The organism is Sphingomonas larreae, from assembly GCF_051400595.1.
GTDB lineage: Bacteria > Pseudomonadota > Alphaproteobacteria > Sphingomonadales > Sphingomonadaceae > Sphingomonas.
This window is the reverse complement of record NZ_JBLFFI010000004.1, coordinates 279,251-294,167: the sequence shown is the minus strand read 5'-3', so window position 1 is coordinate 294,167 and position 14,917 is coordinate 279,251. Positions and strand designations below refer to the sequence as shown.

Annotated in this window: 13 protein-coding genes and 1 tRNA gene; 5 read left to right on the top strand and 9 right to left on the bottom strand. The window is 71.4% G+C overall.

Annotated features, from left to right (window positions below; all coding sequences use genetic code 11):
* Window positions 1-42: 42 nt before the first annotated feature.
* From ACMGDM_RS15890 to ACMGDM_RS15880, 3 genes are all read right to left on the bottom strand, one after another.
* The gene (locus tag ACMGDM_RS15890) at window positions 43-813 is read right to left on the bottom strand and encodes a 3'-5' exonuclease (protein WP_436805082.1); all 771 of its coding nucleotides are present in this window, start codon (window positions 811-813) and stop codon (window positions 43-45) included.
* 526 nt (window positions 814-1,339) lie between these two features.
* Window positions 1,340-2,020, bottom strand: a complete 681-nt coding sequence (locus ACMGDM_RS15885; protein WP_436805081.1) for a cell cycle transcriptional regulator TrcR — start codon at window positions 2,018-2,020, stop codon at window positions 1,340-1,342.
* 119 nt (window positions 2,021-2,139) lie between these two features.
* On the bottom strand, window positions 2,140-2,532 hold the full coding sequence (locus ACMGDM_RS15880; RefSeq protein ID WP_436805080.1) for a MerR family transcriptional regulator: 393 nt from the start codon (window positions 2,530-2,532) through the stop codon (window positions 2,140-2,142).
* A 65-nt stretch (window positions 2,533-2,597) separates the two neighbouring features.
* Between ACMGDM_RS15880 and ACMGDM_RS15875 the strand changes: the two genes are divergently transcribed.
* Entirely contained in the window at window positions 2,598-3,260 is a 663-nt protein-coding gene (locus tag ACMGDM_RS15875) for a cation efflux transmembrane domain-containing protein (RefSeq protein WP_436805079.1), read from the top strand.
* Window positions 3,261-3,473: 213 nt separating this feature from the next.
* On the opposite strand, the gene ACMGDM_RS15870 is transcribed toward ACMGDM_RS15875, so the two are convergent.
* From ACMGDM_RS15870 to ACMGDM_RS15855, 4 genes are all read right to left on the bottom strand, one after another.
* Window positions 3,474-4,523, bottom strand: a complete 1,050-nt coding sequence (locus tag ACMGDM_RS15870; protein ID WP_436805078.1) for a glycosyltransferase family 4 protein — start codon at window positions 4,521-4,523, stop codon at window positions 3,474-3,476.
* 11 nt (window positions 4,524-4,534) lie between these two features.
* The gene (locus ACMGDM_RS15865; RefSeq protein WP_436805179.1) at window positions 4,535-5,413 is read right to left on the bottom strand and encodes a UDP-2,3-diacylglucosamine diphosphatase; all 879 of its coding nucleotides are present in this window, start codon (window positions 5,411-5,413) and stop codon (window positions 4,535-4,537) included.
* Between the two features lie 264 nt (window positions 5,414-5,677).
* Window positions 5,678-6,157 (bottom strand): DUF1440 domain-containing protein, encoded by a 480-nt coding sequence (locus tag ACMGDM_RS15860; RefSeq protein WP_436805077.1) that lies wholly within the window; start codon window positions 6,155-6,157, stop codon window positions 5,678-5,680.
* 333 nt (window positions 6,158-6,490) lie between these two features.
* Window positions 6,491-8,725, bottom strand: a complete 2,235-nt coding sequence (locus ACMGDM_RS15855) for a TonB-dependent siderophore receptor (RefSeq protein WP_436805076.1) — start codon at window positions 8,723-8,725, stop codon at window positions 6,491-6,493.
* Window positions 8,726-8,988: 263 nt separating this feature from the next.
* Between ACMGDM_RS15855 and ACMGDM_RS15850 the strand changes: the two genes are divergently transcribed.
* From ACMGDM_RS15850 to ACMGDM_RS15840, 3 genes are all read left to right on the top strand, one after another.
* Window positions 8,989-10,326, top strand: coding sequence for a hypothetical protein (locus ACMGDM_RS15850; protein WP_436805075.1), 1,338 nt, complete (start codon window positions 8,989-8,991; stop codon window positions 10,324-10,326).
* Between the two features lie 393 nt (window positions 10,327-10,719).
* On the top strand, window positions 10,720-11,781 hold the full coding sequence (locus tag ACMGDM_RS15845) for an alpha/beta hydrolase family protein (RefSeq protein ID WP_436805074.1): 1,062 nt from the start codon (window positions 10,720-10,722) through the stop codon (window positions 11,779-11,781).
* 406 nt (window positions 11,782-12,187) lie between these two features.
* Window positions 12,188-12,261 (top strand) — tRNA-Gly (locus ACMGDM_RS15840).
* A gap of 142 nt (window positions 12,262-12,403) precedes the next feature.
* Here ACMGDM_RS15840 and ACMGDM_RS15835 read toward each other — a convergent pair.
* A complete protein-coding gene (locus ACMGDM_RS15835; RefSeq protein WP_436805073.1) occupies window positions 12,404-12,937 on the bottom strand; it encodes a hypothetical protein in 534 nt (177 codons plus the stop codon).
* Between the two features lie 17 nt (window positions 12,938-12,954).
* The gene (locus tag ACMGDM_RS15830) at window positions 12,955-13,224 is read right to left on the bottom strand and encodes a GlsB/YeaQ/YmgE family stress response membrane protein (protein WP_436805072.1); all 270 of its coding nucleotides are present in this window, start codon (window positions 13,222-13,224) and stop codon (window positions 12,955-12,957) included.
* 163 nt (window positions 13,225-13,387) lie between these two features.
* Here ACMGDM_RS15830 and ACMGDM_RS15825 point away from each other — a divergent pair, with 163 nt between their 5' ends.
* Window positions 13,388-14,899, top strand: a complete 1,512-nt coding sequence (locus tag ACMGDM_RS15825; protein WP_436805071.1) for a PAS domain S-box protein — start codon at window positions 13,388-13,390, stop codon at window positions 14,897-14,899.
* The last annotated feature ends 18 nt before the right edge of the window (window positions 14,900-14,917 follow it).

Sequence of the window (14,917 nt, the reverse complement as noted above, 5' to 3'; positions counted from 1 at the left end):
GCGCTGGGCTCCGGCGTTCGCCGGCGCACGCTGGCCGTGTCGCTACAGCAGCAGTTCCTGCGGCGTCATCCGGCCGACATGGCCGCCGCCGCGACGCCGCGCCATCTCGGTCTCGGCGGTGTAGCGCACGTCGGGGTCGCGGTCGGTGAGGAACTTGACGAGGCTCTCCTCCTCGATCTCGCGCCACTCCTTGCCACGGTCGGGGCCGTAGCGGACGCGCGGCAGCAGACCGGGCTCGCCGGTCCATTGGATCAGCTGCGCCACCGAGGCCTCGTTGAGCTGGTCGCGCAGATGGTGCGCGGTGACATAAGCGTCGGGGAAGGCGCGGTGCGCGGGGAGGCCGCGCTCATGTTCCAGCCCGGCGGGCTTGCGCCAGTAGCGCAGCACCTGGTTGGAGAAGCTGGGGCTGTCGGGCCACAGCCGCAGCGCGCATTTCCAGGTGCAGATCCAGTCGGCGCCATGGGTCAGCGCGGGGGTGCAGAACTGTTCCTCGAACGCCGAGCGGTGCGCCGCCAGCGCGACACGCCGCGGATAGGGATCGAGCACCGGACGCGCGACATCGTGCCACCATGGCGCCTCCGCCACGTCCTCGTCGCGGATATGGTGGATCGCCTGGGTGATCGCGGGCATCGGGCGGCCCGGGTTGACGAGGATGTTGCCGCCCTCGCCGTACAGCTCCCAGCGGCCGTCGGCGCCGAGCGCGACGTCCTGCCAGCCGACCTCGCACACCGCATGCGCGGGCGGCGCCGCGCCGGTGGTCTCGAGGTCGATGACGCGGACGATCTGCGGCTGCGGGCGACGGGCGTAGCTCATGTGCGTCGCTATGTGGGGCGGCGGCACGGGGAATGCCAGCGCGAGGTGAGGGCCGGCGAGCGGCGCGACAGGGGTACGATCAGCAAGGGGAACGTGCCCCCTCGCACCGGCCTCTCTCCGCTGGTGGGCGCGGACCGGTTCGCACCGCCCCTTCCACTGACGTCATCCTGAGCTTGTCTCAGGATCCACCGGGCAGCGTATCCGGCGGTGTTGGCGACGGGCGACGGTGCCGCGAGGATGTCCGTCGGCGCGGCAGCCTCGCGTCTCGCTGGAGGCTGATCGCTCCACGCTGACCCGTGCTCGCGTGCTGGAGTCGGTGGCCCTGCGCTCCGGCGTTTGCCGGAGCACGCTGACGGTCGGGAGGAGGTAGGTCGAACTCACACGCGGGGGCGCGTGCGGACGAGTGGATCCTGAAACGAGTTCAGGATGACGGCAGGGATAGAGGTGAGCGCCTTGGTTCCAGCGAAGCCGTTGCGGGGCGGCGGGCGCATCGTCGCGGATCGCCGCGCCGCCTCGCCCCCTCAACTCACCGCCGGAACGGGTCCTCGAACGGCGACACCGGGCCGCGCAGCTCGCCCGCCTCGGCCGCCTCGGCGTCGCGCGCGGCCTGCTCGCGCTCGGCGCGGAGCGAGGCGATCAGCGCCTCGCGGTCGCCGTCGAGCCGCGGGTCATTGGTCTGCTGCTCGATCCCGGCCGCCTTGGCGGCCTTGGCCACCGCCGCGTCCAGCTCGCGCTGCGTGGTGAGGCCGAGCGTCACCGGGTCCTTCGGGGTGATGTTGCCGATGTTCCAGTGGCTGCGGTCGCGGATCGCGGCGATCGTGGTGCGCGTGGTGCCGATCAGGTTGCTGATCGCGCCGTCGCTGATCTCGGGATGGTTGCGGATGATCCAGGCAATGCCGTCGGGCTTGTCCTGGCGCTTGCTGACCGGCGTGTAGCGCGGGCCCTTGGTGCGGCGCACCTGATCGGGGCCCTTGGTCATCTTCATGCGATAGGCGGGGCTGGCCTGCGCCTTGTCGATCTCTTCCTGCGTCACCTCGTGCGCGCGGACCGGATCGCGCCCGGTCAGCTTGGTGGCGGCGGTGTCGTCCGCGATCGCCTGAACCTCAAGGATGTGCAGCCCGCAGAAGTCGGCGATCTGCTCGAACGAGAGCGAGGTATTGTCGACCAGCCAGGAAGCGGTGGCGTGGGGCATGAGCGGCTGGGCCATGCGAAATACTCCATAAATGCAAAGGGCCGCCCCTTCCCGGAGCGGCCGCCTGTTGCCGAACGACTTAGTGCGTGGCGCGCGCGAGGGCAAGCGGGCGTAGGTGGCGACGGACGAGCCCGCTAGGGTGCGAGCGCCTCGATGATCCGACAGTCGGCGACGATGCCGCCGCCGCACGACTCGATCACGGCCCTGAGCTCGCGGCGCAGCGCGATGAGATCGGCGATCTTCCGTTCCACCTCGCGCAGATGCTCGTCCGCGATCCGGTCGATCCCGGCGCAATCGTTGCGTTGGTCGTCCGCGAGGCCGAGCAACGCGCGGACCTGGTCGAGCGAGAAGCCGAGCGCGCGCGCGCGGCGGATGAAGGACAGGCGGCTGAGCGCGGCCGTGCCGTAGACGCGATAATTGCCGGCGCTGCGCGCCGGCCGCGGCAGGAGCCCAATGCGCTCGTAATACCGCACCGTCTCGACCGTCGTGTCCGTGGCCTTGCCCAGCGCGCCGATCGTGTAGGACATGGCTTGACCCTGTAGCTGCTACAGACCCTAGATAGCGCGTCACCGGACGAAGACGAGGTGATGGCATGGCGGGCGGTTGTTGCGGCGGATGTGCGGTCACGGCGGTGCGGCAGGACGATCGGCCATGGCGGCGCGCGCTGTGGATCGCGCTGGCGATCAACGCCGGCATGTTCATGATCGAGATCGCCGCCGGGGTCTCGGCGCGATCGGCGTCGCTCAAGGCGGACGCGCTCGACTTCCTCGGCGACACCGCGAATTACGCGATCAGCCTGGGAGTCGCGGGGTCGGCGCCGCGGTGGCGCGCGCGGGCGGCGCTGGCGAAGGGAGGTTCGCTGCTGCTGCTCGGCGCCTGGGTCCTCGGCAGTACCGTCTGGATGGCGCTGCGCGGCACATTGCCGAGGGCCGAGACGATCGGCGTGATCGGCGCGCTCGCGCTGGCGGCCAACCTGCTCTGCGCCGCGCTGCTCTGGCGCCACCGCCACGGCGAGGCCAACCGCCGCTCGGTGTGGATCTGCTCGCGCAACGACGCGATCGGCAATGTCGCGGTGGTTGCGGCCGCGCTCGGCGTGTTCGGCACGCGGACGGCCTGGCCCGACATCGCCGTCGCGGCGATCCTCGCCGGGCTGGGGCTGTCCGGTGGCGGGCAGATCATGCGACAGGCGCTCACCGAGCTGCGCGAGAATCGGTCCGTGCCGGCAACGGACGCGGAGGTCGGCGAGACCGCGTGACGGCGGGACGGAGGCGCGGTGACGTCGGCTCGGTCGGAGGCGATCCGCGCGCGCCGTGCCGGGCGCCATAGGCGGGAGGCGCGCACCCTGACTCGCCCGGCGTAGATCCGCCACGTTCGAACCTCGGGCGTGCTCCTGCGCCGCAATCGCCGTCCTCGCGGCGCTGGGCTCCGGTGTTCGCCTCGACACGCTTCAGCGTCGACGGGTCGATCCTTACGCCACCATCCGCAGCGTCGCCCCGAACGGCGCGAGCGCGTCGAGGAACTGGCGCGCGCTCGCCGCCCAGGTGAAGCCTGCCCCCGCCGCGGCGCAGGTGGCGCGGTCGAGCGTCAGCGCGCGCGCGATCGCGTCCTCCAGCCGCTCCGCCAGCGCGCCGGTGGCGGGGGTCAGCACGTCCACCGGGCCGGGCACCGGATAGGCCGCCACGGGCGTGCCGCACGCCAGCGCCTCGATCATCACCAGCCCGAACGTGTCGGTGCGGCTCGGGAAGACCAAGACGTCGGCGGCGCGATAGGCGGCGGCGAGGTCGTCGCCGAACAGCGCGCCCAGGAACAACGCGTCGGGGAAGCGGCGCTCGAGCGCGGCGCGCGCCGGGCCGTCGCCCACCACCACCTTCGTGCCGGGCACGTCGGCGGCGAGGAAGGACTCGATGTTCTTCTCCACCGCGACACGGCCGACGTGGAGCAGCACCGGCGCGCCGCCCGCGCCCGCGTCGACTGCCGCCCGCGCTGCCGCCATCCGCGGCTCCACCGCGCCGTCGGGCCGGAACGCCGGGCCGACGCCGCGCCCCCAGCGCCTCACCCGCGTCAGCCCGTGCGCGCGCAGCGTGCGCTCGATCGTCGCGGTGGAGGCGAGCACCGCCGCGGCGGGCGCGTGGAACCAGCGGACGTAGCGCCACACCCATTCCGGGTCCGCCCCGGTGCGCGCCGCGACATAGTCCGGGAATTGCGTGTGATAGGCGGTGGTGAAGGGCAGGCCGCGGGCGCGGCACCAGCGCCGCGCGGAGAGCCCGAGCGGTCCCTCGGTGGCGATATGCACCGCCTCCGCGCCGAAGTCGGCGATCCGCCGCCCCACCGCGGCGGGCGTCATCAGCGCCAGCCGGATCTCGGGATAGGTCGGGCACGGCACCGACCGCACCCCGCTGGGCGAGACCACCAGCACCTCATGCCCACCCGCGCGCAGCTCCGCGATCACCGCCTCCAGGGTGCGGACCACGCCGTTGACCTGAGGCGCCCAAGCGTCGGTGACGATCGCGATCCGCATCGCGAGACGGCTCAGGCGGCGAGCGCCGCGGGCGCGGGCACCGGCGCGGCGAGCGCGACCGCGGGCCGCTCCTCGCGGCGGCGCATCTCCTCGCCCCAGTCGAGGATCTCCATCCGTCCGTCGACATGCTCGACCAGCGCGGTGCAGCCCTCGACCCAGTCGCCGTCGTTGTAATAGGATACGCCCGCGATCTCGCGCATCTCGGCGGTGTGGATATGCCCGCACACCACGCCCTGTACGCCGCGGCTGCCCGCCGCCTCGGCGACGATCTCCTCGAAGCGCGAGATGAACGCCACCGCGTTCTTCACCTTGGCCTTGGCGTGCTTGCTGAGCGACCAATAAGGCATGCCCCAGCGCCGCCGCACCGCGCTGACCCAGCGGTTGAGCGCCATCAGCATCGTATAGGCGGCGTCGCCGACATGCGCGAGCCAGCGGTGCGACAGCGTGATCGCGTCGAACTCGTCGCCGTGGAGCACCAGCAGGCGGCGGCCGTCGGCGGTCTCGTGGATCGCCTTGCGGCGGATCTGGATGCCGCCGAAGTCGAGCCCGGCGAACTGGCGGAACATCTCGTCGTGGTTGCCGGGGATATAGACCATCCGCGTGCCGCGGCGCGCGCGCTTCATCAGCCGCCAGATCACGTCATTGTGGGCGGCGGGCCAGTAGAAGCGCTTCTTGAGCTGCCAGCCGTCGATGATGTCGCCGACCAGATACATGGTATCGCTGTCGACATGGTCGAGGAAGTCGATCAGCATGTCGGCGTTGCAGCCACGCGTGCCGAGATGGACGTCGCTGATCCACACGGTGCGGTAGCGGCGCCGCGCGCCGACCACCTGCTCGGGCCGGTGCGGGCGCGCATCGGCATCGAACAGATCGGCGATATCGCCCGGCATCGCCGCCGCGAGCGCGCTGATCGAGTGAACGGTCGTCGGCATGGCAGCCCTCCCTCGCTACCCGCTTCTACGCCGCGCATGTTACGCGCATGTCTCCGCGGCTTGACGTTGGGGTGACGCTCCGGTGACGGTTCGGCGTCACGCCGAGGGAGCGGGGCGACGCGCCGACCCGATGCGGCGGCGGGTGGCCGGGGCGAGGAGGTGGTCGCGGCATCGCCGGGCCGACCGTCGCTTCGCCCCCGCGCGCTCCCGTCCCGCTTCCGCTCAGTCGCGCGTGAGCAGCGCGTCGGCGCCGCGGCGGATGCCTTCCACCGTCGCGGCAAAGACGAGGTGCGACGCCAACGTGTAGAGGTTGCCCTTCGCCTCCGCCTCAGGCCAGGCGCCCCAGCCCGCGGCGGGAACGAGCAGATCGTCGAGCAGCAGCATCGTCATCGCGCCGAAGGGCAGGCCGAAACCGGTCGCGGTCTCGGGCCAGCGCTCGGCCGCGGCGACATAGCCCGCGCCGAGCGCAGCGCCGACGCCATAATGCACCGCCGAGCCGGCGAGCTGGCGGTGCTTCTGCGTCACCGGGCGCCCCTCGACGATGTGGCTGACGCTGTCGGCGGCCTTGACCGTGGCGGGATCGTCATTGCCGCCGCTCTGCCCCAGTGCGGGGGCGGCGAGCGCCTGAAACTGGTTCATCGCGAACGAGGCGACCAGACCGGCGCCGAGCCCGACCGCGACGGTGGAGAGAAGCGAGCGCATGTGGGTCTCCGATGATGACGGAGCGCCCAACGCGCGAGAGGGAGCGGCGGGTGCGGGTGCGGGTGCGGGTGACCTAATCCCCCCCTGCAAAGGGAGGTGGCAGGCCGCAGCCCTGACGGAGGGCTGACCCCGCCGGCGATCGTCGTTGGACTGACCTCCGCCGACACCCCTCCGTCGCGCTGCGCGCAAGTGCGGGTGAGATGGTGTCCACCGGACACCATCTTGGCTTGCCGGGGGCAAGCCAAAGCCCGCACTCCCCTTACAGGGGAGGATCGATCGGTCGGCGAAGACCCTTCCTGCCTCAACTCCGCCGGCGGCGGAGCCCGCGCTGCCTTAGAACTTCCACCCCAACGTACCCTGCACGGTGCGGCGGTTGCCGTACCAGCACCATTGGTAATTGGCGAAGCAGGAGGTGAGATAGCGCCGGTCGAACAGGTTGGTGGCGTTGACCGACAGCGTCAGCCCGCGCAGCCGCGGCGCCATCGCGCCCAGGTCGTAGCGCACCAGCGCGTCATAGACGGTATAGCCCGGGCTGTTGCGCGGGCCGGCGGGGGCCTCGCCGAAGGTCGGCGTGTAGACGCCGGCATAGACCTCGTCGACGTGGCGCACCGCGCCGCCCAGCGTCAGGCCGGTGAGCGGGCCGCCCGGCGCGGTCCAGTCGAGGTTGAACGAGGTGCCGCCGCGCCCCACCGTCTCCAGCCCGCGGCCGACGCGCGACGGGTCCTGCGGGTCGCTGGTGACGCGCACGCGCTGGCGGCTGAACGCGCCGCGCGCGGTGAAGCCGCCGCCCAGCGGCGCGAAGCCCTCGACTTCGACACCGGTCGAGCGGACCTCGCCGGTCTGCCGCGAGATCGAGAAATCGGGCGTCGCGGTCAGCACGTTGGTCTGGTCGATGCGGAACCAGGCGGCGCTGAGCAGGATCGGGGTGCCGGGCACGCTGAACTTGGCGCCCGCCTCGATCTGCTTGCCGAGCGAGGGGTCGGGCAGCCCGATCGTCCCGTCGTCGCGCTGGACGCTGCCGCTCTGCGGCTGGAACGAGGTGGAATAGCTGACATAGGGCGCGAGCCCGACCGGCAGCGTGTACAGCGCGGCGGCGCGCCACGTGAACTTGGCGTCGCGCTGCGCCGCGCTGCCGTCCTGCCGGCCATAGGCCCAGTCCTGCCGTCCGCCGAGCGTCACGCGCAGGTCGCCCAGCGCGATCTGGTCCTGCGCGTAGAGGCCCTGCTGGCGCTGGCGCACGTTCGCCGGGAAGGGATTGCCCCCCGGCGTCGTCGCCGGCGTCTGCGGCGCCGCGATCGTGCCGTAGACCGGCTGGTAGACGTCGAGCGCGGGCGCGGTGCCGAACGCGGCCAGCTCGGTCGAATGCGCCACCTGGCGATCGACCCCGAACAGCAGCTGGTGCTCGATCGCGCCGGTATGGACGGTGCCGCTCAGCTGGTTGTCATAGGTCCAGTTGTTGAGCTCCTCGTCGGTGGCATAAGAGGCGCGGTTGAACACGCGCAGGCCGGCGTCGGCGGGCGCGCCGCTGACATAGATCAGTCCGAGTTGCGCGGTGACGTTCTGGTAGCGGCCCGAGGCGCGGAAGCTCCATCCGCCGCCGAAATCGTGGCGCAGGATATAGGTGCCCGCGGCCTGCTCGCGGCGGTAGCGATTGCCCGCCTCGCCGCCGTCGAAGCGGGTCGAGAGCCGGCCGTTGGGATTGTCGATCAGCGTGCCCAGCGCGGGGAACACGCCATAGGCGCCGTTGTGCGGATCGTGCGAATAGGTTCCCAGCAGCGTCAGCGTGGTGGCGCCGCCGGCGCCGAGCGTCACCGCGCCCGAGATCGTCTGCCGCTCGCGCCGGCTGAACTTCTGCTGCGTGTCCGCGCCGTTGGCGCTGCCGTAGACGCGCCACAGCACATTGTCGCCGGCGCGGCCGCCGATATCGGCGTCGACGCGGTAGAGGTCGTAGGTGCCGTAGCTGGCCGCGACCGCGCCGTACAGCGGCGCGTCGACCGGCAGCTTGCTCGCCTGCGCCACCAGCCCGCCGGGCGACGACTGGCCGTACAGCACCGAGGCGGGGCCCTTGAGCACCTCGAAGCGGTCGAGCCGCGACACGTCGACCTGCGGGATCGCATAGCCGGTCGGGCTGCCGAACTGGCGCAGCCCGTCGAGGAACACCGCGGCATCGAACCCGCGCAGCTTGAACTGGTCATATACCTCGGCGCTGGAGCCGCGCGTCTCGGGCGTGACGCCGGCGACGAGGCGCAGCGCCTGGTTGAGGTTCTGCAGCCCCAGGCCGGCGATGTCGCTGGCGGTGACGACGCTGACCGATTGCGGCGTCAGCGCCAGCGGCGTGTTGCCCTTGGTGGCGGAGGAGGCGGTGTCGCGCGTCTGCACGCCGGTGACCACGACGTCGTCGCCGAAGCCCTGCTGATCTGCGGGCGTCGCGTCGGCAGCGGTGGCGTCCGCGGTGGCGGCGCCGGCAGCGGTGACGGCGTCCGCGGCAGCGACGGCTGGCGCCGCGAGCACCGGGAGCGGGCAGAGCGCGCTGCCGACCAGCAACGCATAGGCAAGACGATGACGCATGTGGAAAAACCCCTTCGCCGCCGCCCTATCGCTTGTGCGAACGAGTATCAATAGCTTCATATGAGGTCATGACGTCGAGATGATGGGCGTCTCGGCCACTTGCTCCCACGGCGAACAGGCAGGGTGGTTCGCCCGCCTTCCATCGTCCTCCGGGTTGTGCGCCTTTGGTGCGGCGGTGCCGAGGCGGCCGCGTTGCCCTCCCTCGAACGATGGACTATCCGCTTGGCCGCTCTGCCGTATTCGGCCATGGATAGGACGCCGTCGTGGCATTAGCAGACTCGATCCGAAAGACCCTGTCGCCCCGACCGCAGCCGGGGGAGCTGAGCTCACAGGGTGGTCTCGACACCTGGGCGGGGGTGGGACTGGTCGCCGCCGGCGTGCTCTACATCGTCTTCGCGGCGGTCGGTGGCATGATCCGCGGCGTGCTGGGGCCGATCGGCCTCGTCCCGTTGATCTACCTGCCCGCCATGATCGCGATCCCGGCACTGCTGGCGAACACGCTGGCGCGCCTTGGGGATTCGCGTACCGCCACGCCGACGATCGCCGTGCTCGTCTTTCTCGCGATCGAGATCGTGATCGCCTCGATGCTGGGGCGCTCGTTCAACGCGATCGTGTTCCAGCTCTACATCTTCGTGGCGGCGCTGGTGATGATGGCGGCGACGCAGCGGGGCATGCAGGAGCGGATCATCGCGTCGATGGTGCCGATGTTCTACGTCTCGGTGTTCGGCGTGCTGCTCAACAGCGTCGTCGACTTCCCGTGGAAGGACGCGACCTTCGAGGTGATGGGGTCGCAGCAGGGCGCGGCACGGGAATGGATGGCGGGCGGCGTGTCGCGACTTGCCGGCCTCAGCCGCGCGAGCTTCTTTGCCGCGGCCTGTATCCTCATCGGTTACTGCGCCACCGAACCCAAGCTGAACTCGTTCGCAGCCAAGGCCGGCTGGTGGGTGATGGGCCTGATCGCCATCCATCTGACCACGTCCAAGGCGCCGGAACTGGCCATGGTCCTGCTGCCGGGCACCTACTTCCTGCTCGGCCGGCTGCGCGGCACCGATGGCGCCAAGCGCAAGCTGTTCGCCAATATCCACATGGCGGTGTGGGTCGCGCTGATCTTCCTTGGGCCGCTGATCGCGGTGAGCTATGGGCGCGAGCTGTTCCCCAACGGTCCCGGGCTCGGCCGAAGCTACAGCTCGCTGGCGGATCGCGTGCTGACGACATGGCCGCAGGCGCTGGCGCTGGTGAACTGGCACGACCCGGTCAGCTGGCTCGTCGGCCGCGGCCTGGGCGGCATCGGCGGGCCGCAGACCATCGCGGAGCCATCGCGCTACAACCCCGCTGACAACCTCGCGATCTACCTGTTCGTCAACTTCGGGCTGGGCGCCCTGATCGTCGCCTATCTCATCTTCCGCGGCGGGCAGCGCGCGATCCAGTCGGACCGGAGCGGTCGTCGCGACTTTGCGATGATCATCGCGATGCTGGGCATCGGGATGGCGTCGAACGTCATCGAGAGCGTGTTCCCGATGATGGTGCTCGGGCTCGCCATGGCGCGGAAGCCGTCGCGGGTAGCGCGACCGGTCAAGCGCCGACGGTCGCGCGCCGAGTGACGCCGCCGCCGCCCGCGGGGCGGCGCACCGCCGCGGCGCGACGGGCCGGCGTATCCGACGCGGCGCTGCCGCCGCAGCCCCGATGAGCGCGCGCGCCGCCATGGCCGGCGCGCGCGGTCGCGTCGGCGGGAGGCCGGGTCACCGTTCGCCGGCGATGCGCCGACGGGAGAGGCGGACAGGGCCTGCTCTACGCTGCTGAGCGGAACGGTCCGACCGCCCGCGTCACCGACCATCTCGGGCAAGTGGGCGATGGCGAGGCCGGGAGGCGGCGGCCGCGCCGCTCACGTCTTGTGAAGCGGCACTGGAGCGGGCCGTCGTTGACGATCGGGCAACCTGTTGTCGCCTAAGTAGACGCGCTTGGCGCTCATCGGGGGATGAGACAGGGGGGTCTCGATGGCTAGTGGGTTTGCGGCGGCGGTCGCAGCTTCGGGCGTGCGTCAGCGCGCGCGGGCGACGTCTCGGCGGGGGGCGGGTCTGGCGCTCGGCGCCCTGGTCGCGGGCGGCGTGATCGGCGCGGTGGTCGAGGAGCGGCTGCCCGGATACCGCAAGCGGCTGGAACTCGCCTGGATCGACGCCACGGGGCCGGGAACGATCGAGATCGCCGCTCATGGCGCGGCGCGGGCGCAGAAGGCGCGCTTCGCCGGCGCCATCCGGCCGGCCCCGCTCGTGATCGATCTTCACCAGTGGAGCGAGGATCAGCGCGGCACGCTTGGCGACGACACGCGGCTCGACAAGCTGGTGACCGGGCGCGGCTGGAACTACATCCGCCCCGCGCTGGCCGGGCCCAACAACACGCCCTCGGCCTGCTGCTCGCCCGCGGTGATCGACGGGATCAAGGCGGCGATCGCCTATGCCGTCCGCCATGGCAGGGTGGACCAGCGCGCGATCTATATCGTCGGCGAGTCCGGGGGCGCCTATACCGCGCTGTGCGGCGCGATGAGCGGCGCGCTGCCGATCCGCGCTTATTACGCCTGGGTGCCGATCACCGACTTGACCGGGTGGCACAGCGTCCACCGCGACGATCATTATGGCGACGACGTGATGAGGTGCACCGCGTCACGCGGCGCGCTGGACGTGGCCGCGGCGCGAAAGCGCTCGCCGCTGTTCATGCCGCTGCCGCGGACGCTGCCCGCGCTGCATATCTTCCATGGCATTCGCGACGGCATGACCACCTCGGTCTCGCCCGAGCATTCGATCCGCTACTTCAACCGGGTCGCCGCCGAGCGCAGGTTCCCGTCCGCCGTGGTCGAGCCGGACGTCGAGCGGCAGGTCGTCTATGCGCGGACCGGTCCGGACGAGGGCACCGGCGGCACGATCGGCGGCCGCGCGATCCACCTCTTCCGCAAGGCGGGCAACACCAGCCTGACGATCTTCGAGGGCAAGCACGAGGGGCTGATGAAGCCGACTGTCAAGGCCATTGAGGCTGATTGGGCCACCGTGAGAGCGGGCCGCTGAATCAACTGCTCGATTGTCCGTCGGTGCTGGATCGAGGGCACCGCTGGATCCGAGCTGCGATCAAAAGCCTGGCGGGGGTGATGAAGGGGAAGCCGCATCACCGACGACTGGAATTCCGCCACGCGCGGCTGGCCAGGCCGCAACGTCCCGCGCCTATGGTCGAGGCGGTGTATCATTACAATGGCAACGTTCTCAATGGAAGAACCTAGGTTAAGAGCGCGCCGAGGTTTGGAGCGGGGTCGTGCCAGTATCGGACTCGTTGAGGCCGGCTTGAAAACCGGAGTCGCCGTTGCCAAAGGCGCCCGATTGACCGCCCTTTGGAGCTGCGCTATCGCCTGTAGCTGCGAAACAGGATTGCAAGACATTCCTGCGCTGCCTTGAGAAAAGTACGCTTTTCTGCAGGTTTGCGGGTATAGCACAATGGTAGTGCAGCAGCCTTCCAAGCTGAATACACGGGTTCGATTCCCGTTACCCGCTCCACCGCTTTCCATCGACCAACCGCATGGCCGCGACGGCACTCGCCAGGCCGGCGCACCCCTCGCCTGACGTCGAAAATGCCGCGCGGCCGGAGCAGCGCGAACGCCCCTCCGACCGCGCGGGCCGTACCGCCGCGGCGCTGCGCCTACAGCGTCGCGGTGCGGGCGCGGCCGGCGTTGTGGCCGCCGTTGCGGTACAGGATGTCCGTCACCTCGGCGGACGACACCGCCCCGCTGTCGCCATAGACCGAGACCAGCACGCCCCCGTCGCCCAGCCGGCTGCCGTAATAATCGGCGTCGTCGCGATCGATGCCGTGCTTCATCAACGTCTCGTTGAGCGTGCCCGCAGCCGCGCCCGCCACGGCGCCGATCGCCATCGCGCCCGGCACCGCGGAGGCCGCGATCGCCCCCGCCGCCACCAGCGGGCCGACGCCGGGGATCGCCAGCGCCGCAACGCCGAGCCCGGCGCCGAGCGCGCCGCCGCCGAGGATGCCCCGCGCCACGCTGCCATGGTCCTCGTCGGTCACCTCACCGGCGACGTCGCGCGTGGTGGTCACGCTGCCGCGCTGCGTCACCACCGAGAGCGCGCCGTCGTGCACGCCCGCGGCGCGGAGCTCGGCGACGGCGCGCTGCGCCTCCGCCTGCGTATCGAACAGGGCCGAAGCCGTCTGGGTCGTCATGTCGTTCACTCCCGGGTTCAGCGGACCGCACCGCGGCGAAACAGGTTGATGATCGCGAGCAGTACGATCGCGCCGATCAGCGACACCACCACCGACTGCACGCTGATCTCGCCGCTGGTGATCGGCGCGCCGCCGATCAGCGGGGAGATGAGGAAGCCGGCGAGCAGCGCGCCGACGATGCCGACGACGACGTTGAGGAAGATGCCCTGCTGGCCGTCGGTGCGCATGATCAGGCTGGCGACCCAGCCGATCACGCCGCCGACGATGAGGAGTATGATGAGGCCCATGACCGATCCTTCCGCTTGATTGACGATGGCCGGTGAAACGGGGGACGGCGGCGCTATGTTCAATTCCGCGCGACGGTGGCGCGATGCCGCGCTAGTGCATCCCTACCAGTCCGCCTGGTAGTCCGCAGCGGAACGGCGCGCGCCCGTGCCGGGTTGAGCGCTGATGTCCGACACGCCCTCCCGCCCTCCGGCCGCCGCCCCGCCGCAACCGACGCTGCGCCACCTCGAGCAGCTGATGGCGCAGCTGCTCGACGGCGTGATCCTGCTCGACGCCACCGGGGTGATCGTCAGCGCCAACGCCGCCGCGCTGGGGATGCATGGCGTCTCCAGCGTCGCCGAGCTGGGCGACACCGCGGAGGAGTATGCGCGGCGCTTCACGCTGTGGGACGCGGACCATCGCGCGCTGCCGCGGCGCGCCTATCCGATCTTCCGCATGCTCGCCGGAGAGAGCCTGCCCGACCTCGTCGTCGAGGTCGCGCCCGCGGGCGAGGCGGAGGCGCGCTGGGTCCATCAGACGCGCGACGCCATCATGGACGTCGACGGCGGCGAGCCCGATTATCTCGCGCTCGTGCTCAGCGACGTCTCCGCCCGGCACGACGCCGAGGAGCGCTTCGCCGCGATGTTCCGCGCCAATCCCGCGCCCGCGCTGATCGTGCGTCAGCGCGACCTGCGCGTGCTGCGCGCCAACCGCGGCTTCCGCGCGCTGACCGGGTTCGACGACGCGGCGCTGGACGGGCGCTCCCTGTTCGCGCTCGACCTGCTCGACGGGCTGGCCGATCCCGCGCGGGTGCGCCAGCAGATGGAGGCGGGGGTGGCGATCGCGCAGACCGAGGCGGAGCTGCGCGTCGCCGACGGTGCGCGCCGGCTGGTGCTGTTCGCCGGCCAGCCGATCGACGTGACGCAGGAGGACGCGATGCTGCTCACCTTCGCCGACCTCGAGCCGCGCCGCGCCGCCGAGCGCGCGCTGGCCGCGAGCGAGCGCGAGCTTCACGCGGTGTTCGAGATGGCGCCGGTGGCGATGGCGATCACCGCGGGCGCGGACCACCGCCTCGTCGCGGTGAACGCCGCCGCGCGCGCGCTCACCGGCAGCGCGGTCGACGGCGAGCTCGACGCGAACGGGGACGCTGCGGCAGGCGCGGGTGAGGACGTGGCGGCGTTGGGGGCATGGGCGGCGGCGGACGAGCGCGCCGCGATCGAGCGCGACCTTGCGCGCGACGGCGCGGTGCGCGCGCGGGCGGCGCGGCTGGTCGCGCACGACGGCCGCGTGATCGACGCGCTGGTCGCGGCGGAGACGATCCACGTTCGCGGCGAGAAACGCGTGCTGTGGGTCTATGAGGACGTGACCGAGCGGCGCCGCAGCGAGGCGGAGCTGGGCGACGCGATCGACGCGGTGCTCAAGGACGCGAGCTGGCTGAGCCGCTCGATCCTCGACCGGCTCGCGACGCTGCGCCGCCCCGCGCCGCACGCCGAGCCGAGCGCGCTCAGCCCGCGCGAGCGCGAGATCCTCGACCTGATCTGCGACGATCTCGACGATGCCGCGATCGCGGCCCGCCTGTCGATCGCGCGCAACACGGTGCGCAACCATGTCGCCAGCATCTACGCCAAGATCGGCACCAACCGCCGCAGCGGCGCGGTGGTGTGGGGGCGTGAGCGCGGCATGGGGTCGCGGGATTGAGGAGGCGCGCACCGATCG